Source organism: Kosakonia sp. R1.Fl (assembly GCF_023516815.1).
GTDB lineage: Bacteria > Pseudomonadota > Gammaproteobacteria > Enterobacterales > Enterobacteriaceae > Kosakonia.
Map to the genome: position 1 here is coordinate 2,216,173 of NZ_JAMGSQ010000001.1, position 18,915 is coordinate 2,235,087.

Genomic DNA, 18,915 nt, shown 5'->3' on the forward strand with positions numbered 1-18,915 from the left:
AGAGGAAAGCGTAATATACGCCACCTCGCGACAGAGCGCTAAAGCGCGTCGCACCTGCTCTTTAACAATTTATCAGACAATCTGTGTGGGCACTCAGGGTGACTGGATTCTTGAACGTCCTCGGACGAAAAATGAATACCAAGTCTCAACGAGTGAACACGTAATTCATTACGAAGTTTAATTCATTGAGCATCAAACTTTTAAATTGAAGAGTTTGATCATGGCTCAGATTGAACGCTGGCGGCAGGCCTAACACATGCAAGTCGAACGGTAGCACAGAGAGCTTGCTCTCGGGTGACGAGTGGCGGACGGGTGAGTAATGTCTGGGAAACTGCCTGATGGAGGGGGATAACTACTGGAAACGGTAGCTAATACCGCATAACGTCGCAAGACCAAAGAGGGGGACCTTCGGGCCTCTTGCCATCAGATGTGCCCAGATGGGATTAGCTAGTAGGTGGGGTAACGGCTCACCTAGGCGACGATCCCTAGCTGGTCTGAGAGGATGACCAGCCACACTGGAACTGAGACACGGTCCAGACTCCTACGGGAGGCAGCAGTGGGGAATATTGCACAATGGGCGCAAGCCTGATGCAGCCATGCCGCGTGTATGAAGAAGGCCTTCGGGTTGTAAAGTACTTTCAGCGGGGAGGAAGGCAATACGGTTAATAACCGTGTTGATTGACGTTACCCGCAGAAGAAGCACCGGCTAACTCCGTGCCAGCAGCCGCGGTAATACGGAGGGTGCAAGCGTTAATCGGAATTACTGGGCGTAAAGCGCACGCAGGCGGTCTGTCAAGTCGGATGTGAAATCCCCGGGCTCAACCTGGGAACTGCATCCGAAACTGGCAGGCTTGAGTCTCGTAGAGGGAGGTAGAATTCCAGGTGTAGCGGTGAAATGCGTAGAGATCTGGAGGAATACCGGTGGCGAAGGCGGCCTCCTGGACGAAGACTGACGCTCAGGTGCGAAAGCGTGGGGAGCAAACAGGATTAGATACCCTGGTAGTCCACGCCGTAAACGATGTCTATTTGGAGGTTGTGCCCTTGAGGCGTGGCTTCCGGAGCTAACGCGTTAAATAGACCGCCTGGGGAGTACGGCCGCAAGGTTAAAACTCAAATGAATTGACGGGGGCCCGCACAAGCGGTGGAGCATGTGGTTTAATTCGATGCAACGCGAAGAACCTTACCTGGTCTTGACATCCACAGAACTTAGCAGAGATGCTTTGGTGCCTTCGGGAACTGTGAGACAGGTGCTGCATGGCTGTCGTCAGCTCGTGTTGTGAAATGTTGGGTTAAGTCCCGCAACGAGCGCAACCCTTATCCTTTGTTGCCAGCGGTTAGGCCGGGAACTCAAAGGAGACTGCCAGTGATAAACTGGAGGAAGGTGGGGATGACGTCAAGTCATCATGGCCCTTACGACCAGGGCTACACACGTGCTACAATGGCGCATACAAAGAGAAGCGACCTCGCGAGAGTAAGCGGACCTCATAAAGTGCGTCGTAGTCCGGATTGGAGTCTGCAACTCGACTCCATGAAGTCGGAATCGCTAGTAATCGTGGATCAGAATGCCACGGTGAATACGTTCCCGGGCCTTGTACACACCGCCCGTCACACCATGGGAGTGGGTTGCAAAAGAAGTAGGTAGCTTAACCTTCGGGAGGGCGCTTACCACTTTGTGATTCATGACTGGGGTGAAGTCGTAACAAGGTAACCGTAGGGGAACCTGCGGTTGGATCACCTCCTTACCTTAAAGAACCTGCCTCTGCAGTGTCCACACAGATTGTCTGATGAAAAGTAAAAGCAAGGCGTCTTGCGAGCGAGACTTTACGTCCCCTTCGTCTAGAGGCCCAGGACACCGCCCTTTCACGGCGGTAACAGGGGTTCGAATCCCCTAGGGGACGCCACTTGCGCGGTAATGTGTGAAAGGCGTTGCCAACCGTATCTCAAAACTGACTTGCGAGTCATGTTTGAGATATTTGCTCTTTAAAAATCTGGATCAAGCTGAAAATTGAAACACTGAACAGTGCGAACTGTTCTGTGAGTCTCTCAAATTTTCGCGACACGCGGATGTTTCACGAAACATCTTCGGGTTGTGAGGTTAAGCGACTAAGCGTACACGGTGGATGCCCTGGCAGTCAGAGGCGATGAAGGACGTGCTAATCTGCGAAAAGCGCCGGTAAGGTGATATGAACCGTTATAGCCGGCGATATCCGAATGGGGAAACCCAGTGTGACTCGTCACACTATCATTAACTGAATCCATAGGTTAATGAGGCGAACCGGGGGAACTGAAACATCTAAGTACCCCGAGGAAAAGAAATCAACCGAGATTCCCCCAGTAGCGGCGAGCGAACGGGGAGCAGCCCAGAGCCTGAATCAGCTTGTGTGTTAGTGGAAGCGTCTGGAAAGTCGCGCGATACAGGGTGACAGCCCCGTACACAAAAATGCACAGGTTGTGAGCTCGATGAGTAGGGCGGGACACGTGGTATCCTGTCTGAATATGGGGGGACCATCCTCCAAGGCTAAATACTCCTGACTGACCGATAGTGAACCAGTACCGTGAGGGAAAGGCGAAAAGAACCCCGGCGAGGGGAGTGAAAAAGAACCTGAAACCGTGTACGTACAAGCAGTGGGAGCCTCTTAATGGGGTGACTGCGTACCTTTTGTATAATGGGTCAGCGACTTATATTCTGTAGCAAGGTTAACCGCATAGGGGAGCCGAAGGGAAACCGAGTCTTAACTGGGCGTTAAGTTGCAGGGTATAGACCCGAAACCCGGTGATCTAGCCATGGGCAGGTTGAAGGTTGGGTAACACTAACTGGAGGACCGAACCGACTAATGTTGAAAAATTAGCGGATGACCTGTGGCTGGGGGTGAAAGGCCAATCAAACCGGGAGATAGCTGGTTCTCCCCGAAAGCTATTTAGGTAGCGCCTCGTGAATTCATCTCCGGGGGTAGAGCACTGTTTCGGCTAGGGGGCCATCCCGGCTTACCAACCCGATGCAAACTACGAATACCGGAGAATGTTATCACGGGAGACACACGGCGGGTGCTAACGTCCGTCGTGAAGAGGGAAACAACCCAGACCGCCAGCTAAGGTCCCAAAGTCATGGTTAAGTGGGAAACGATGTGGGAAGGCCCAGACAGCCAGGATGTTGGCTTAGAAGCAGCCATCATTTAAAGAAAGCGTAATAGCTCACTGGTCGAGTCGGCCTGCGCGGAAGATGTAACGGGGCTAAACCATGCACCGAAGCTGCGGCAGCGACACTGTGTGTTGTTGGGTAGGGGAGCGTTCTGTAAGCCTGCGAAGGTGGCCTGTGAGGGTTGCTGGAGGTATCAGAAGTGCGAATGCTGACATAAGTAACGATAAAGCGGGTGAAAAGCCCGCTCGCCGGAAGACCAAGGGTTCCTGTCCAACGTTAATCGGGGCAGGGTGAGTCGACCCCTAAGGCGAGGCCGAAAGGCGTAGTCGATGGGAAACAGGTTAATATTCCTGTACTTGGTGTTACTGCGAAGGGGGGACGGAGAAGGCTATGTTAGCCGGGCGACGGTTGTCCCGGTTTAAGCGTGAAGGTGTGTGCTCCAGGCAAATCCGGAGGACTTTAACACTGAGGCGTGATGACGAGGCACTACGGTGCTGAAGTAACAAATGCCCTGCTTCCAGGAAAAGCCTCTAAGCTCCAGGTAACACGAAATCGTACCCCAAACCGACACAGGTGGTCAGGTAGAGAATACCAAGGCGCTTGAGAGAACTCGGGTGAAGGAACTAGGCAAAATGGTGCCGTAACTTCGGGAGAAGGCACGCTGATATGTAGGTGAAGCGACTTGCTCGTGGAGCTGAAATCAGTCGAAGATACCAGCTGGCTGCAACTGTTTATTAAAAACACAGCACTGTGCAAACACGAAAGTGGACGTATACGGTGTGACGCCTGCCCGGTGCCGGAAGGTTAATTGATGGGGTCATCCGTAAGGAGAAGCTCTTGATCGAAGCCCCGGTAAACGGCGGCCGTAACTATAACGGTCCTAAGGTAGCGAAATTCCTTGTCGGGTAAGTTCCGACCTGCACGAATGGCGTAATGATGGCCAGGCTGTCTCCACCCGAGACTCAGTGAAATTGAACTCGCTGTGAAGATGCAGTGTACCCGCGGCAAGACGGAAAGACCCCGTGAACCTTTACTATAGCTTGACACTGAACACTGGTCCTTGATGTGTAGGATAGGTGGGAGGCTTTGAAGCGTGGACGCCAGTCTGCGTGGAGCCGCCCTTGAAATACCACCCTTTAATGGCTGGTGTTCTAACGTGGACCCGTTACCCGGGTTGCGGACAGTGTCTGGTGGGTAGTTTGACTGGGGCGGTCTCCTCCTAAAGCGTAACGGAGGAGCACGAAGGTCAGCTAATCCTGGTCGGACATCAGGAGGTTAGTGCAATGGCATAAGCTGGCTTGACTGCGAGCGTGACGGCGCGAGCAGGTGCGAAAGCAGGTCATAGTGATCCGGTGGTTCTGAATGGAAGGGCCATCGCTCAACGGATAAAAGGTACTCCGGGGATAACAGGCTGATACCGCCCAAGAGTTCATATCGACGGCGGTGTTTGGCACCTCGATGTCGGCTCATCACATCCTGGGGCTGAAGTAGGTCCCAAGGGTATGGCTGTTCGCCATTTAAAGTGGTACGCGAGCTGGGTTTAGAACGTCGTGAGACAGTTCGGTCCCTATCTGCCGTGGGCGCTGGAGAATTGAGGGGGGCTGCTCCTAGTACGAGAGGACCGGAGTGGACGCATCACTGGTGTTCGGGTTGTCATGCCAATGGCACTGCCCGGTAGCTAAATGCGGAAGAGATAAGTGCTGAAAGCATCTAAGCACGAAACTTGCCCCGAGATGAGTTCTCCCTGAGACTTTAGGTCTCCTGAAGGAACGTTGAAGACGACGACGTTGATAGGCCGGGTGTGTAAGCGCAGCGATGCGTTGAGCTAACCGGTACTAATGAACCGTGAGGCTTAACCTTACAACGCCGAAGATGTTTTGGCGTGAGAGACATGAAATCAGCTTGATACAGATTATGTCAGGGCGTGAGAACGGTCTGACAACAGAATTTGCCTGGCGGCACTAGCGCGGTGGTCCCACCTGACCCCATGCCGAACTCAGAAGTGAAACGCCGTAGCGCCGATGGTAGTGTGGGGTCTCCCCATGCGAGAGTAGGGAACTGCCAGGCATCAAATTAGCAGTGAAACCGGGACATTAAACCGGTGGTTGTAAAGAAATTCGGTGGAGCGGTAGTTCAGTCGGTTAGAATACCTGCCTGTCACGCAGGGGGTCGCGGGTTCGAGTCCCGTCCGTTCCGCCACTTATTTAAGAGCCGCATCTCTAACGAGATGCGGTTTTTTTTCGTCTGTTATTTCTATAAAAAAGGGCAATCGCGCCCTTTTTGCTGTATATCACTCCCAGCGTTTCAGCAGCAGGCTGGCGTTCACGCCACCAAATCCAAAGCCATTTGATAAGGCATAACGCATCTCCAGCGGCTGCGCAGTCAGCGCAACTAAATGCAATCCTTCAGCCTCGGCGTCAGGGTGATGCAAATTCAGCGTTGGCGGTACAACCTGATCACGTAAAGCCAGGATAGTGAAAATAGCTTCTATACCCCCTGCCGCGCCCAGTAAGTGACCCGTTGCTGATTTTGTAGAGGTAATAGCAACCGGAGTGTCACCAAAAAGCCCCTTAATCGCCGCCAGTTCTCCTTTATCCCCCACCTGTGTTGAGGTCGCATGTGCATTAATATGCTGAATGTCCGTAGTGGTAATATCTGCCTGACGAATAGCTGCTTCCATGGCGCGACGCGCACCGTTACCATCTTCCGGGCCTGCCGTCAGATGGTACGCATCCGCGCTGGTTCCGTATCCCACCAGTTCTGCCAGCGGTGTAGCACCGCGTGCCAGGGCATGTTCCAGCGATTCGATAACCAGCAATCCGGCGCCTTCACCCATCACAAAACCATCACGATCGCGATCAAATGGCCGCGATGCTGTCGCTGGATCGTCGTTAAAACTGCTTGATAGTGCTCGTGCAGCCGCAAAACCGGCAAGACTCACCCGGTGTATTGCCGCCTCACTGCCACCACACAGCGCAATATCCGCTTCACCGCTACGGATCATGCGCGCGGCGTCACCGATTGCCTGCGCTCCTGCGGCACAGGCGGTTACCGGTGCGCCAATGGGACCGCGAAAGCCATGCGCAATGGAAACATGCCCGGCAGCAAGATTGGCGAGGAAAGAGGGGATGGTAAAAGGGGAGAGTCGACGAGGCCCGCGATCGTCCGTTGTGCGCACAGCATTGGCGATTTCGTTAAACCCACCGATCCCGGTCGCAATTACCGTGGCAGTACGATCTTTTTTCGCTTGATCCTGTGGAAACCAGTTCGCCTGCGTCAGGGCTTCTTTTGCTGCCACCAGCGCAAATTCAATAAAACGATCCATCTTTTTGCGTTCTTTGGCGGGAATAGCCACCAGTGGATCAAAACCGTACTGCGGATCCTCTTCAATAGACGGAACCTGACCTGCCACTTTGCAGGGAATATCATCGACAACCTTATCTGCAAGCCGGGAAATCCCGGATTTTCCCTGTAATAGCGATTGCCATACGTGCGAGACACCACAACCCAGCGGGCTGACAATTCCCATACCTGTTACCACGATGCGTTTTGTTGAAACGCTCATCATCAATTCTCCTGAAATTTCATGCCGTTTGCGGTTTTTTCATTAAGGGAACCAGCAGCGCAGCGATTAAAAAACCTAACATGATCAGATAAAAAGCATCTGAAAACGCTTGTGTCCGGGCCTCACGCAACGTGATGGCCGAAAGATTCTTTAGCGCAGCACTGCTGGCGATATCGGGTGAAATTCCCTGACTAACCAATCTGCTGACGTTGCTCTGAACGAATTCCGTTACGGAAAGAGAGGCGTTATTGAGATGATCCGCGAGGCGGCTGTAGTGCAAATTGGTTCGGTCATTAATTACGGTACCGCACAAGGCGATGCCAATCGCGCCGCCCAGATTGCGCATTAAATTGAACAGACCTGATGCCAGTTTTAGCCGCGCCGGCGGCAGGCTGCCAAGCGTCAGCGTGACCGTCGGGGCAACCGCAAATTGTTGCGCCAGGCCGCGAAATGCTTGCGGTAACAGTAGTTCTTGCGCTCCCCATTCATGGGTGAGCGGAATAAAACTGTACATCGACAACGCAAATCCAAGCAGCCCTGCCATCAGCAGCCAGCGTAGATCGACCCGATTCGCAAGCCACGCATAGAACGGGATCGACAGCACCTGAAAAAGGCCAGTGGAAAATACCGCCAGACCAATTTCCAGTGCGCTAAAGCCGCGCACGGTGCCAAGAAATAATGGCGTTAGATAGATCGTAGCAAAGATGCCAACCCCTGCCATAAACGAGAAGTAGCAGCCCAGCGTGAACGTTCTGTCCTTAAGCGCACGAAGATCCATCACCGGCTGCGTATGGCGTAGCGTGCGAATAACAAAAAAGATGCCGCACAGCAACGCCATCCAGCCAGTCATCGCTAATGTATTGTCGTCAAACCAGCCCCAGCGTGGGCCTTCTTCGAGGGTATATTCCAGACATCCCAGCGATACCGCGAGCAAGAGGATGCTCAGATAGTCCGCGCCGCGCAATAGCGACGGATTTGGCGTATCAATTTTTACCAGCAGTGGCACGGCGAGGGTGATATAAATCCCCGGTACGATGTTGATATAAAACAGCCAGTGCCAGCTGAAGTTCTCGGTTATCCAGCCACCGACGGTGGGGCCGAGCGTTGGTGCCAGCGATGCCAGCCCGCCAATCGTCGCAGCAGCGATGACGCGTTGTTTTCCCTGGAAAAAAGCAAAGGCGGTGGTGAAAACCAGCGGGATCATCGAGCCACCCGCCAGCCCTTGTAATGCGCGAAAAGCGATCATACTTTGGATATTCCACGCCCAGCCGCAGAGCAGGCTCATCACCGTAAACCCGGCGGCGGAGGCGGCAAACAGCCAGCGCGTGGACATCACCCTCGCCAGCCAGCCGGAGAGGGGAATAATGATGATTTCGGCAATCAGATAACTGGTTTGTACCCAGACTGTTTCATCATCGCCGGCAGAAAGCCCTCCGCCGATATCACGTAGCGACGCCGACACAATCTGGATATCAATCAGGGCGATAAACATCCCCACACACATCGTCGCGAAGGCAAACACTTTCTGACTCACCGGCATTGAAACGCCCGGTTGCAGCGGTACCGCATCGGTGGTGCTCATTGCGCGCTCTTTTCGTCAACGGTAACGATGACAGAAAAACCGGGGCGCAATATGCCGAGTTTTGCCGCTTCGCCCTCCAGCGCGATACGCACGGGCACACGCTGGACAATCTTGGTGAAATTTCCGGTGGCATTTTCTGCCGGGAGAAGACTAAATCGGGAACCGGTCGCGGGGGAAACGCTGAGAACATGGCCGTAGAACGTTCGACCCGGCATGACATCCGCCACAATGGTCGCGCGTTGCCCTGGACGCATATGAGCCAGCTGGCTCTCTTTGAAATTGGCGTCGACCCACAAGCCTTCCGCGGGAACCAGTGAAAGCAGCTGCGTGCCGCCGCCGACGAAGGAGCCGGACCAGGCCCGGCGATTGCCTATAACGCCATCGAACGGGGCGCGGATCTCGGTATAGTTCAGGTTTAATTTCGCGATTTCAAGATTCGCCTGGGCTTGTTGCAGCGCGGCTTGCGTCTGTTTTTCCCGTGCATCAAGCACGGCCAGCTGGCGCGTGGCGACAGCGTTATCCGCCTGCGCTTTGCTCTCCTGCGCACGTGCCTGGCGATAATCCGCAGCCGCGTTTTCCCGCACCTGCGCAGAGACGGCACTGGACATGACCAGCGCGCCGTAACGGCGGTTGTCATTGGCTGACTTATCACTTACCGCTTTGGCCGCAGCCAGCGATGCTGTTGCGCCTTCAATGGTCGCCAGTTGCAACTGGCGTGTCGCGGCGATATCAGCCAGCGCCGCCTGCTGCGCGGCGACTTCACCGACGGCTTTCGCCAGTGCAGCCTGGTAATCCCGGTCATCAAGGCGGACTAAAAGGTCGCCTTTTTTGACCAGCATATTGTCCTGAACGGCAATCTGCTGGACATAACCGGACACTTTACTGGAGATGGCGCTGATATCACCGCCCACGTAGGCATCGTCGGTGGACTGTATAAATCGTCCGCTTTGCCACCAGTACACGCCGTAACCCGCAACGGCTAGCAGCGCTGCGGCTATCAGCAGCAGGGTGAGTGCCTTTTTCTTTTTACTGAGCGTCATCATTGCGGCTCACATGCTGAAGCGGGGCGAATTTTTGCGTGTTATCGCCCGTGCGTTTGCGTTGCAAATAATCGTGGCGGTAATGGATAACCGGTGCAGCCGCAGGACCAGGTACCAGGGCATATTTCTCCGGTGTAATGGGTTCGCCGGTTGCTTTATCAATGAGAATGGTTTCGACCGGGCGTTGTGTTTCACGCTCGACTAACTCTATTTGCGCGCCTTCTGGCGAGAAGTGGCGGTTCCCCCATTCCACCAGAGCGAGGATCACCGGGCGAAAATCGCGTCCGAGAGCCGTCAGGTGATATTCATAGCGCGGCGGTGTTGTGCTGTAGCTCACTTTTTCCAGCAGCCCGTCATCAACCAACTCTTTCAGACGACGAGAGAGAATGTTGGGGGCGACATTGGCGCTTTTCTGGAACTCATCAAAACGTGTGAAACCGGCTAAAGCGTCACGCAGGATTATTATGCTCCAGCTGTCACCAATGCGGCCTAAGCTACGGGCGATGGGGCAGGGAGCGTTGCAAAGCGGTTCATTTTTCATGGTCTGACCCGGTTACTAGTTAGATTCTGCGCTTACGGTGACATAGTGACTTTCAAAATGCAAGTGACTATCTTTGCGCCCTGAATCCCTTACTTTTGCTTCTCCGGCAAAAAACCTCTGCGTTTTCGCCTCTTTTTCCCCTCACTGAAGCGGGGAATAATCAGCGCAACGAAACAATACGAAATCAGAAAGAGGAATTCTTATGGCTATCCCTGCATTTGGTCTTGGCACCTTCCGTTTAACTGACGAAGCGGTTATCGCTTCTGTAAAAAACGCTCTTGAGCTGGGCTATCGCGTGATCGATACCGCGCAGATCTACGGTAACGAAGCTGCCATTGGCGAAGCGCTGGCTCAGAGCGGCGTTGCGCGCGAAGAGCTGTTTATCACCACCAAAATCTGGACCGAAAATCTGGGCGCAGACAAACTGATCCCCAGCCTGAAAGAGAGCCTGAAAAAATTAGGCACGGATTATGTTGATCTGACCCTGATTCACTGGCCATCTCCGGGCGCAGCTGTGGCGGTTGATGTCTCTATGCAGGAGCTAATGAAAGCAAAAGCACAAGGGCTGACGCGCCAGATTGGGGTGTCGAACTTCACCATTCCGCTGATGGAGCAGGCCATTGCCGCCGTGGGTGCGGAAAACATCGCCACTAACCAGATTGAATTGTCACCGTATCTGCAAAACCGCAAAGTCGTTGACTGGGCGAAACAGCACGGTATCCATATCACCTCTTACATGACGCTGGCCTACGGTAAGGCGCTGAAAGACGAAGTGATTGGTCGTATCGCACAGAAACATAACGCTACGCCGGCGCAGGTAATTCTGGCATGGGCGATGGGCGAAGGTTATGCGGTGATCCCGTCTTCAACCAAGCGTGAGAACCTGGCAAGCAACCTGCTGGCACAGTCGCTGAAACTGGATGCGGAAGATAAAGCGGAAATCGCGAAGCTTGATTGCAATGACCGTCTGGTCAGCCCGGAAGGCCTGGCGCCGAAGTGGGATTAATCGAGAATTCAACGGGAGCGTAATGCTCCCGTTGTTGTTATTGCGGCAGATGTTCGCTGATAAAATCAATAAAGGCGCGAATACGCGTACTCACCGCCCGGTCACTGTAATAGACCGCACTGAAAGGCATCTCTACCGGCAGGCGCTGATCCGCCAGTAAATCTACCAGTTCCCCACTTGCCAGCTCCTTATCAATCATATAGTCCGATAAACTGGCGATACCGTTGCCGCTCAGACACAAATGTTTAAGCGTTTCTCCGCTATTTGAGGAGATATCCGGCGTCGCTTCAAACAGTTGACCATCGGCAGAAGCAATCGGCCAGGTGTTAAGGGAGACCGGTTCGGTAAACCCGAGTAACACATGATTACGCAACTCTTCGACTGTTTCAGGCTTGCCATGGCGAGCGATGTAATCCGGTGAGGCGATAATTTTTCGATAGCTCTTGAACAGCGGACGGGCTCGCAGGCTGGAGTCAGTCAGTTTCCCCACGCGGATAGCCACATCCACTTTACGCTCAATCAAATTGATAAACGTCTCGCTTGAGACCAGAGAAAGGTTGATTTCCGGGTAGCGTTCACGAAACGGTTTAATCAGCGGCATAAGGAAATGCAGTACGACCGGCGTTGCCGCATCAATGCGCAGCGTACCGCGCGGCGTGGATTTCGTTTCCATCACCTCTGTTTCTGCGGCCGCCATCTCCTGCAATACGCTTTGTACGCGGCGGAAATAGCGTTCGCCTTCTTCGGTTAAACTGAGCTGGCGCGTGGTGCGATTAAGCAAATTGACGCCCAGCTTGTTCTCCAGCTTTTTTACTGCACGGCTGATCGCCGAGTTCGCCTGTCCCAGGCGTTCCGCTGCCCGGCTGAAGCTGCCGCTTTCGACAACAGCCACAAAAATCGCGAGTTCTTCTGAGGTGGTTTTCATTATTGCCTCTGTAGCAACACTGCAACGATATTATTCATCCATACGCTATTTAACCATGTTGAAGCCTGCGATGCCACGCACGCGCGGCGCTGGCGGCATTAATAAGCGCTCACTAACCATAACCGGTGGTTTTTCTGCCGATTGTGCGTTGAAAGTGTGCGCTAAAATCCCTATAACTGAATGACCACCCGGGAACCGGGTGTGGAAATCAATGAGGTTTGAAGCCGAAAGTGCCAAAAAATACCTATGCCATGCGATATGTTGCCGGACAGCCAGCGGAGCGAATTTTACCGCCGGGGTCTTTCGCGAGCATCGGCAAAGCGTTGCCTGCAGGTGTGCCTTTAAGCAGCGACGAAAAAATCCGCGTGCTGGTATGGAATATCTTTAAGCAGCAGCGTGCTGAGTGGTTATCGGTGCTGCAGAGTTTTGGCAAAGACGCGCATCTCGTGCTGTTACAGGAAGCGCAAACCACACCGGAACTGGTCAGGTTTGCGACTACTAACTATCTTGCTGCCGATCAGGTTCCCGCGTTTGTACTGCCGCAACATCCCTCTGGCGTCATGACGCTTTCGTCCGCGCACCCGGTCTATTGCTGCCCGCTACGTGAACGGGAACCGATTCTACGGCTGGCGAAATCAGCGTTGGTCACCGTGTACCCGCTGCCTGATTTACGTAACCTGATGGTAGTGAATGTCCATGCGGTGAATTTCAGTCTGGGCGTGGATGTCTACAGCAAGCAGTTGTTGCCAATTGGCGATCAGATTATGCGCCACGCAGGACCTGTGATTATGGCAGGGGATTTCAACGCCTGGAGCCGGCCGAGGATGAATGCGCTCTATCGCTTTACGCGCGATATGTCGTTGCGACAAGTTCGTTTTACCGATGACAATCGCCGCCGCGCCTTTGGTCGTCCGCTGGATTTTGTTTTCTATCGGGGTTTGAATGTGCAGGAAGCGTCAGTGCTGGTGACGCGCGCATCGGATCACAACCCGCTGCTGGTGGAGTTTACCCCAGGCAAACCGGCTTGAGGGGGGACAAACGGGCAAAAAAAAGCACCGTGGGGGAAACGGTGCTTTTTTATCGGTTTGTATCAGGAATCCGGTGTGGCGCTGTTCTTAACAAACAGTGTCAGCTGATCGCCTGGCTGCAGATTATCGGTATCGTTATTCCAGCGCATCACATCCTGGATGTTCACGCCGTGACGTTTCGCAATACTCGATAACGAATCACCTTTGCGAACGCGGTAGGTAATGCTATCGCTGTTGCTGGCGAGACGCTGCGCGCTGCTACCTGCGCCTACCGTCAGACTCTGGCCCACTTTCAGGTTCGAACCGCGCAGGTTATTCCACTGCTGGATATCCTTTGCGCTCACGCCGAGACGCGCCGCGATGGCGGAAAGCGTATCGCCTGAGCGAACCTTGTAGCTTCGGCCTTGCAGCGGGGTGTTATCCGCAAGCTGGGTCGGTTGTACGGCGGCGATTTCGCCGGATGCCAACGATTCACGCAGTTGATCGGCGTGTTTCTTCGGCACCATCACGTACTGCGGACCCGCTGAACCTAACGTCGAACCTTTAACACCTGCGTTAAACGTTTTCAGTTTGTTCACCGAAATCCCGGCCATTTCCGCCAACTGATCGACCTCAACCGGGCTGCTCAGCCTGACTCGCGCCAGCGCACGGCTTTCGTCTGGTGTTGGCAGACTCACGCCATAACGCTTACTGTTTTTGAGAATATCGCTCAAAGCCAGCATTTTAGGCACGTAAATTTTGGTTTCCTGCGGCAGTGAAAGTGACCAGAAATCGGTGGGTTTACCCCGCGATTTATTGGCTTTCATCGCTTTCAACACGCGACCTTCACCGCTGTTATAAGCAGCGACTGTCAGTAACCAGTCGCCGTCAAACATGCGGTTAAGACGCTGCATCATGTCAAGCGCGGCCGTGGTAGAGGCCACAATGTCACGACGCGCATCGTAGCTGCGAGTCTGCTTTAAACCATAATTTCGCCCGGTGCTCGGTATGATCTGCCAAATGCCTGCGGCATTGGCGCCAGACGTCGCGTGTGGGTCAAAAGCGCTCTCCACTATGGGTAGTAGTACCAGTTCCATGGGCATGTTACGTTTTTTAACTTGCCCTGCTATCCAGTACATATACGGCTCTGCCCGTAAAGTTACATCGTGGAGATAGCTCTTATTGCTTAAATACTTGAGTTTTTGTTCGCGAATCCGGGTATTTTCCGGAATTCCCATCTTTAGCTCGTCGCTAATGGAGGTCCACAAGTCACTGTTATTCTGGGCGGCGAATGTTCCATCGTCCATCCACCGCGCCTGACTAGTAAACTTCCCTGCTTCCCCTTGACCAGCTGCAGAAAGGCTCTGTGCGTGCTGTTGTACCGTACCGTCATGGTTAGACGCCTGGCACCCAGCAAGCAAGACAGAGGCGAATAAGATCGCTTTTGCCTTCATGTGTGTGTCAATAGTAGTTGCTTAAAAGACGAGCGATGATAACGGCGTCGTCTTTAAAAGGCAACCCGGAAATATCAGAAGTTATCTTTCTTTGACCTTAACCATGCGAAACGCTCCTCTGGGTGTTGCAACTTTGTTTCTTGGTTAATTACATCAATTAAATCAGTGTCTTCCGTGCGTAAAAATAAATTAATTCGTCGTTCATTTTTCAGAATTACGGGGAGTGTTTTTTGATTTTTCGCACGTAACTCATTAACTTTTCGATAATATTCGTTAAGTGCAGGATCCTGCGGTAAGATGCTGATCGCAAACTTCATATTCCCTAAAGTATATTCGTGTGCACAGCAAATCACCGTATCATCCGGAAGCGCATTAATCTTACAAAAGGATTGATACATCTGGCTTGCCGTCCCTTCAAATAATCTCCCACAGCCACCCGAAAAGAGTGTGTCGCCGCAAAATAGATAAGGAGAACTGAAGAAACAGATATGTCCTAAAGTGTGACCTGGCGTGGCAAAGACGGAAAAATCATGTCCCAAAACGGAGATCACGTCCCCCTCTTTAACGATCTGTGTGGTTCCTTTATCTTGCGTTTCCTCCGGCCCATAAACCACCACATCAGGGAAATGTTGACGCAACGCTTTCACACCGCCAACGTGGTCGTTGTGATGGTGAGTGAGCAAGATAGCTTCCGGTTGCCACTGGTTTTCTTCTAATGCGCGTAATACCGGTGCGGCTTCGCCCGGATCGACAATCAGGCAGCGGCCGTCATCATTGTTCAGCACCCAGATGTAGTTATCCTGGAACGCCGGAATACTGTTAAGATTCATAAATTACCTCTCAAAGCGTAGCGGAAGGTTGTGATGAAACCGGCAAGGACTCCTAAGACATTGGTCGCCCCTGCAAGCTGGAGCGATTTACCTAAAGGCGCGTATTATCGCGAAGCGCTGGAAGGAGAACTTAAGCCGTGGTTTGCAAAAATGTATGGTTTTCATTTGCTTAAAATCGGCAATCTAAGCGCGGAAATCAATGCCGAAAGCTGCGCTATTTCCCACCAGGTCAATGTTTCTCTCAGCGGCGAACCGGCGCAGGTGAGAGCCGATCCGCTGCATTTACCGTTCGCAGAGAAATCGGTGGATGCCTGCTTGCTGGCGCATACGCTTCCCTGGTGTACCGATCCGCATCGGTTATTGCAGGAAGTGGATCGTGTGTTAATTGACGACGGCTGGCTGGTAATGAGCGGTTTCAACCCGATTAGCCTGCTTGGGCTTTGCAAAGCAGTCCCTTTTGCGCGCCGATCACCCGCGGTAAAAAGCCGGATGTTCACCCTGATGCGCCAGTTTGACTGGCTATCGTTGCTCAATTTCGAGGTGTTACATTATAGCCGCTTTCGCGTGCTTCCCTGGACGAAACAGGGCGGGAAACTGCTTAGCACGCATTTACCTGCGCTGGGGTGTATGCAACTCATCGTCGCGCGCAAACGCACCATTCCGTTGACGCTCAATCCGATGAAGCAGAGCCGCAGCAAGCCCCGCGTTCGCCAGACCGTTGGCGCGACCCGCCAGTCTTAACTTTCCGGCTGATAGCCCACATCTTCCTGCGTTGGGTTCATCGCGGCGGCGCGCGCCAGTTCATCGCAGCGTTCGTTTTCCGGGTGGCCTGCGTGGCCTTTTACCCATTCCCAGCGGATTTGATGTTGGCTGAGCGCCGCATCGAGCCGCTTCCAGAGATCGACATTTTTAACCGGTTTTTTTTCCGCTGTTTTCCAGCCGCGTTTTTTCCAGTTGTGGATCCACTGCGTGATCCCCTGGCGTACATACTGGCTGTCGGTGCTGAGCACCACTTCGCAATGCTCTTTTAACGCTTCCAGTGCGACAATAGCCGCCATCAGTTCCATACGGTTATTAGTGGTAAGACGGTAGCCTTCGCTAAACAATCTTTCATGCTGACGATAGCGTAAAATCGCCCCGTAACCGCCCGGACCTGGGTTGCCAAGACAAGATCCGTCGGTGAAAATTTCTACCTGTTTAAGCATCTCTGGTAGACTTCCTGTGTTTAAAACGACAAGTCTGACATAAATGACCGCTATGAGCACAGCAATTACACGACAGATCGTCCTCGATACCGAAACCACCGGTATGAACCAGATTGGCGCCCACTATGAAGGGCACAAGATTATTGAGATCGGTGCGGTGGAGGTGATCAACCGCCGCCTGACCGGTAACAACTACCATATTTATCTCAAGCCTGACCGGCTGGTGGATCCGGAAGCGTTTGGCGTTCACGGTATCGCCGACGAATTCCTGCTTGATAAGCCGACGTTCGCCGACATCGCCGATGAGTTTATTGAGTATATCCGCGGTGCGGAGCTGGTCATTCACAACGCGTCGTTTGATATCGGCTTTATGGATTATGAGTTCAGCAAGCTGAACCGTGGCATTCCAAAAACCGAAACGTTTTGCAAAATCACCGACAGCCTGGCGTTGGCGCGTAAAATGTTCCCCGGCAAGCGCAACAGCCTCGATGCGCTCTGCTCGCGTTATGAAATAGATAACAGCAAACGTACGCTGCACGGCGCATTACTCGACTCCCAAATCCTTGCTGATGTCTATCTGATGATGACCGGCGGCCAGACATCGATGAAATTTTCGATGGAAGGCGAAGGGCAAACGCAAACCGGCGATGCGGAGATCCAGCGTGTTGTTCGCCAGGCAAGCCGCTTGCGCGTGGTTTTAGCCAGTGATGAGGAGCTGATGGCCCACGAATCACGGCTCGATTTAGTGCAGAAGAAGGGCGGAAGCTGCCTGTGGCGCGGGTAAAATCGTTTTGTTAACGCAGGAAAATCGCCGCACGGGTGATTTTTGCAGCAAACAATTCAAAACGATGGAAAAAGCGTTGACGGCACCAGGTGCAATCCGTAATATGCGCCTCGTTCCCTAACAGGAACACAACGCGGAGCGGTAGTTCAGTCGGTTAGAATACCTGCCTGTCACGCAGGGGGTCGCGGGTTCGAGTCCCGTCCGTTCCGCCACTATTCAGAAGGCCTGAATCAGCAATGATTCAGGCCTTCGTCGTTTCTACTCCTTTGCCGCCACGCGCTGGGCGGTAAATGTGCTGCTCACACCTTCGCGTTCGTTACGCGCCAGAAAGCGGTAGCATCCCGCCCCGAGGAACGCGCCAATGAACCAGCTAAAGTTGGCCACTTCATGCAGCGCCGGAATAAAGCTAATAATCAGCCCAACCGCCACCGACGGCACCAGCGCAGCAATTGCTTTCGGGTTAAAGCCGTTTTTGTACCAGTAACGCCCGTTTGGTGAATCGGTAAACAGATCGTCGACAAACACGTTTCCGCGTTTAATCAGATAAAAATCGGTCAGTAAAATACCGAACAACGGGCCAATAAACGCGCCGAGCACATCCAGCGTGTAGTGGATCAACTCCGGAGACTGGAACAAATTCCACGGCGTCAGCAGTACCGATCCGACCGCCGCGATCATCCCGCCGGTACGGAAACTGATTTTTTGCGGGGAACAGTTAGAAAAATCGAAGGCCGGGGAGACGAAGTTCGCCACAATATTGATGCCGATGGTGGCGGTGATCATCGTCAGCAGGCCAATCGCCATCGCCAGGCTACTACCAACATGGCTCACTGTTTCGATAGGATCGGTGATCATCTTGCCAAACAGCGATTGGGTCCCGGAAACAATCACCACTGTGACAATGGAAAACAGCAGGAAGTTAAACGGCAGCCCCCAGCGGTTGCCGCGGCGGATCTCCTGCATGCTTTTACCGTAGCGGGAAAAATCGCCAAAATTGAGCAGCGGGCCGGAGAAGTAAGAAACTACTAATGCCGTTGCGGTGATCATCTGCCAGGTTTGTTCACCTGCCGTCAGTTGTTTGCTGGCGAGGGTAAAAGAGATGCCATCGAAACCCGTTTGCCAGAGGATCCATCCCGCCAGCGCCATCATCACCACGTATACCGCCGGGCCGGCGATATCGATAAAACGTTTAATCGCGCTCATCCCGTGCCAGAACACCAGCGCCTGCAACACCCACATAATGCCGAAACAGAGCCAGCCCAAATGCGACAGGCCCAGAAAGTGACCGTTGGTCAGGGGGGTAAGGGCAGGCCAAAACTTCAGGATCACCAGCATCAACGCGTTGGCGGCCAGATAGGTCTGAATACCGTACCACGCAAACGCAATCAGCCCGCGGATCACCGCCGGGATATTCGCGCCGAACACGCCAAATGCCTGACGGCAGATCACGGCATACGGCACACCGGCCATTTGGCTTGGTTTCGCCACCAGGTTTGCGCACAGCTGCACAATACAGATCCCCAACAGCAGGCAAAGTAGCACCTGCCAGCTGGCAAGCCCTAAGGCGAAGAAGCTGGCGGCAACCACATAGCCGCCCATGCTATGCACATCGGACATCCAGAAAGAGAAAATATTGTACCAGCTCCAGGTCTGATGGCGGGTCGGCGCCAAATCTTCATTGGTCAGGCGTGGGCTATAGCGAGCATCGTAATTTGGTTCAAGGTTTGGCATGGATTCTGCTCCTCTGAATACAGATAGTGACGTGTTGTCTGCTATCTCTCGTTGCATTAACCAGGCCAGGTTTTAATTTTTTGTATACAAAATAAATTAACAGTGT

At 53.3% G+C, this 18,915-nt stretch carries 13 protein-coding genes, 3 tRNA genes and 3 rRNA genes; 10 read left to right on the forward strand and 9 right to left on the reverse strand.

Annotated features, from left to right (window positions below):
* The first annotated feature begins 202 nt into the window (after positions 1-202).
* The 5 genes from M8Q36_RS10270 (at position 203) to M8Q36_RS10290 (ending at position 5,338) form a co-directional block, all read left to right on the forward strand.
* Positions 203-1,742, forward strand: a 16S ribosomal RNA gene (locus tag M8Q36_RS10270).
* Between the two features lie 83 nt (positions 1,743-1,825).
* A tRNA-Glu gene (locus M8Q36_RS10275) sits at positions 1,826-1,901 on the forward strand.
* Between the two features lie 192 nt (positions 1,902-2,093).
* A 23S ribosomal RNA gene (locus M8Q36_RS10280) occupies positions 2,094-4,999 on the forward strand.
* A gap of 91 nt (positions 5,000-5,090) precedes the next feature.
* Positions 5,091-5,206 (forward strand): 5S ribosomal RNA (gene rrf / locus M8Q36_RS10285).
* Together the 16S, 23S and 5S rRNA genes with 2 tRNA genes alongside form the textbook arrangement of a ribosomal RNA operon.
* 55 nt (positions 5,207-5,261) lie before the next feature.
* Positions 5,262-5,338: transfer RNA gene (locus tag M8Q36_RS10290), tRNA-Asp, on the forward strand.
* A 91-nt stretch (positions 5,339-5,429) separates the two neighbouring features.
* Here M8Q36_RS10290 and fabF read toward each other — a convergent pair.
* From fabF to M8Q36_RS10310, 4 genes are read right to left on the reverse strand one after another with little or no spacing between them, the layout of a single operon-like run.
* A complete protein-coding gene (fabF, locus tag M8Q36_RS10295; RefSeq protein WP_249882750.1) occupies positions 5,430-6,704 on the reverse strand; it encodes a beta-ketoacyl-ACP synthase II in 1,275 nt (424 codons plus the stop codon).
* Positions 6,705-6,723: 19 nt separating this feature from the next.
* Entirely contained in the window at positions 6,724-8,286 is a 1,563-nt protein-coding gene (locus M8Q36_RS10300; protein ID WP_249880802.1) for a DHA2 family efflux MFS transporter permease subunit, read from the reverse strand.
* Positions 8,283-9,326 carry an HlyD family secretion protein gene (locus M8Q36_RS10305; RefSeq protein WP_249882751.1) on the reverse strand — a complete coding sequence of 348 codons (1,044 nt, stop codon included), beginning with the start codon at positions 9,324-9,326 and terminating at the stop codon, positions 8,283-8,285. The genes M8Q36_RS10300 and M8Q36_RS10305 overlap by 4 nt, the downstream gene beginning before the upstream one ends.
* Positions 9,313-9,867 carry a winged helix-turn-helix transcriptional regulator gene (locus M8Q36_RS10310; RefSeq protein ID WP_249880803.1) on the reverse strand — a complete coding sequence of 185 codons (555 nt, stop codon included), beginning with the start codon at positions 9,865-9,867 and terminating at the stop codon, positions 9,313-9,315. Before M8Q36_RS10310 ends, M8Q36_RS10305 begins: the two co-directional genes overlap by 14 nt.
* A 202-nt stretch (positions 9,868-10,069) precedes the next feature.
* Here M8Q36_RS10310 and dkgB point away from each other — a divergent pair, with 202 nt between their 5' ends.
* A complete protein-coding gene (dkgB, locus tag M8Q36_RS10315; protein ID WP_097401331.1) occupies positions 10,070-10,873 on the forward strand; it encodes a 2,5-didehydrogluconate reductase DkgB in 804 nt (267 codons plus the stop codon).
* A gap of 37 nt (positions 10,874-10,910) precedes the next feature.
* Here the strand turns inward: dkgB and yafC are convergent, their stop codons facing one another.
* The gene (gene yafC / locus M8Q36_RS10320) at positions 10,911-11,798 is read right to left on the reverse strand and encodes a DNA-binding transcriptional regulator YafC (protein WP_249880804.1); all 888 of its coding nucleotides are present in this window, start codon (positions 11,796-11,798) and stop codon (positions 10,911-10,913) included.
* Between the two features lie 230 nt (positions 11,799-12,028).
* Here yafC and M8Q36_RS10325 point away from each other — a divergent pair, with 230 nt between their 5' ends.
* On the forward strand, positions 12,029-12,826 hold the full coding sequence (locus tag M8Q36_RS10325) for an endonuclease/exonuclease/phosphatase family protein (RefSeq protein WP_045513363.1): 798 nt from the start codon (positions 12,029-12,031) through the stop codon (positions 12,824-12,826).
* 62 nt (positions 12,827-12,888) lie between these two features.
* Here the strand turns inward: M8Q36_RS10325 and mltD are convergent, their stop codons facing one another.
* Both mltD and gloB read right to left on the reverse strand, forming a co-directional pair.
* Positions 12,889-14,259: a murein transglycosylase D gene (gene mltD, locus M8Q36_RS10330; RefSeq protein ID WP_193821830.1), complete on the reverse strand. Its 1,371-nt coding sequence runs from the start codon at positions 14,257-14,259 to the stop codon at positions 12,889-12,891.
* A gap of 74 nt (positions 14,260-14,333) precedes the next feature.
* A complete protein-coding gene (gene gloB, locus M8Q36_RS10335) occupies positions 14,334-15,089 on the reverse strand; it encodes a hydroxyacylglutathione hydrolase (RefSeq protein WP_249880805.1) in 756 nt (251 codons plus the stop codon).
* Between the two features lie 33 nt (positions 15,090-15,122).
* Here gloB and M8Q36_RS10340 point away from each other — a divergent pair, with 33 nt between their 5' ends.
* Positions 15,123-15,830: a class I SAM-dependent methyltransferase gene (locus M8Q36_RS10340; RefSeq protein ID WP_249880806.1), complete on the forward strand. Its 708-nt coding sequence runs from the start codon at positions 15,123-15,125 to the stop codon at positions 15,828-15,830.
* On the opposite strand, the gene rnhA is transcribed toward M8Q36_RS10340, so the two are convergent.
* Positions 15,827-16,294, reverse strand: coding sequence for a ribonuclease HI (rnhA, locus tag M8Q36_RS10345; protein ID WP_017458724.1), 468 nt, complete (start codon positions 16,292-16,294; stop codon positions 15,827-15,829). The genes M8Q36_RS10340 and rnhA overlap by 4 nt on opposite strands.
* Before the next feature lie 52 nt (positions 16,295-16,346).
* On the opposite strand from rnhA, the gene dnaQ reads away from it, so the two are divergent.
* Positions 16,347-17,078, forward strand: a complete 732-nt coding sequence (gene dnaQ / locus M8Q36_RS10350) for a DNA polymerase III subunit epsilon (protein WP_249880808.1) — start codon at positions 16,347-16,349, stop codon at positions 17,076-17,078.
* 135 nt (positions 17,079-17,213) lie between these two features.
* Positions 17,214-17,290: transfer RNA gene (locus tag M8Q36_RS10355), tRNA-Asp, on the forward strand.
* A 46-nt stretch (positions 17,291-17,336) separates the two neighbouring features.
* Here the strand turns inward: M8Q36_RS10355 and M8Q36_RS10360 are convergent.
* A complete protein-coding gene (locus M8Q36_RS10360; protein WP_249880809.1) occupies positions 17,337-18,809 on the reverse strand; it encodes an NCS1 family nucleobase:cation symporter-1 in 1,473 nt (490 codons plus the stop codon).
* Between the last annotated feature and the right edge of the window lie 106 nt (positions 18,810-18,915).

Bases quoted from the DNA above. Each gene is read 5' to 3' on its own strand.
- rnhA (WP_017458724.1), bottom strand. From the start codon at position 16,294: ATGCTTAAACAGGTAGAAATTTTCACCGACGGATCTTGTCTTGGCAAC.
- M8Q36_RS10305 (WP_249882751.1), bottom strand. From the start codon at position 9,326: ATGACGCTCAGTAAAAAGAAAAAGGCACTCACCCTGCTGCTGATAGCC.
- M8Q36_RS10360 (WP_249880809.1), bottom strand. From the start codon at position 18,809: ATGCCAAACCTTGAACCAAATTACGATGCTCGCTATAGCCCACGCCTG.
- gloB (WP_249880805.1), bottom strand. From the start codon at position 15,089: ATGAATCTTAACAGTATTCCGGCGTTCCAGGATAACTACATCTGGGTG.
- dkgB (WP_097401331.1), top strand. From the start codon at position 10,070: ATGGCTATCCCTGCATTTGGTCTTGGCACCTTCCGTTTAACTGACGAA.
- dnaQ (WP_249880808.1), top strand. From the start codon at position 16,347: ATGAGCACAGCAATTACACGACAGATCGTCCTCGATACCGAAACCACC.
- M8Q36_RS10310 (WP_249880803.1), bottom strand. From the start codon at position 9,867: ATGAAAAATGAACCGCTTTGCAACGCTCCCTGCCCCATCGCCCGTAGC.
- mltD (WP_193821830.1), bottom strand. From the start codon at position 14,259: ATGAAGGCAAAAGCGATCTTATTCGCCTCTGTCTTGCTTGCTGGGTGC.
- yafC (WP_249880804.1), bottom strand. From the start codon at position 11,798: ATGAAAACCACCTCAGAAGAACTCGCGATTTTTGTGGCTGTTGTCGAA.
- M8Q36_RS10300 (WP_249880802.1), bottom strand. From the start codon at position 8,286: ATGAGCACCACCGATGCGGTACCGCTGCAACCGGGCGTTTCAATGCCG.
- M8Q36_RS10340 (WP_249880806.1), top strand. From the start codon at position 15,123: ATGAAACCGGCAAGGACTCCTAAGACATTGGTCGCCCCTGCAAGCTGG.
- fabF (WP_249882750.1), bottom strand. From the start codon at position 6,704: ATGAGCGTTTCAACAAAACGCATCGTGGTAACAGGTATGGGAATTGTC.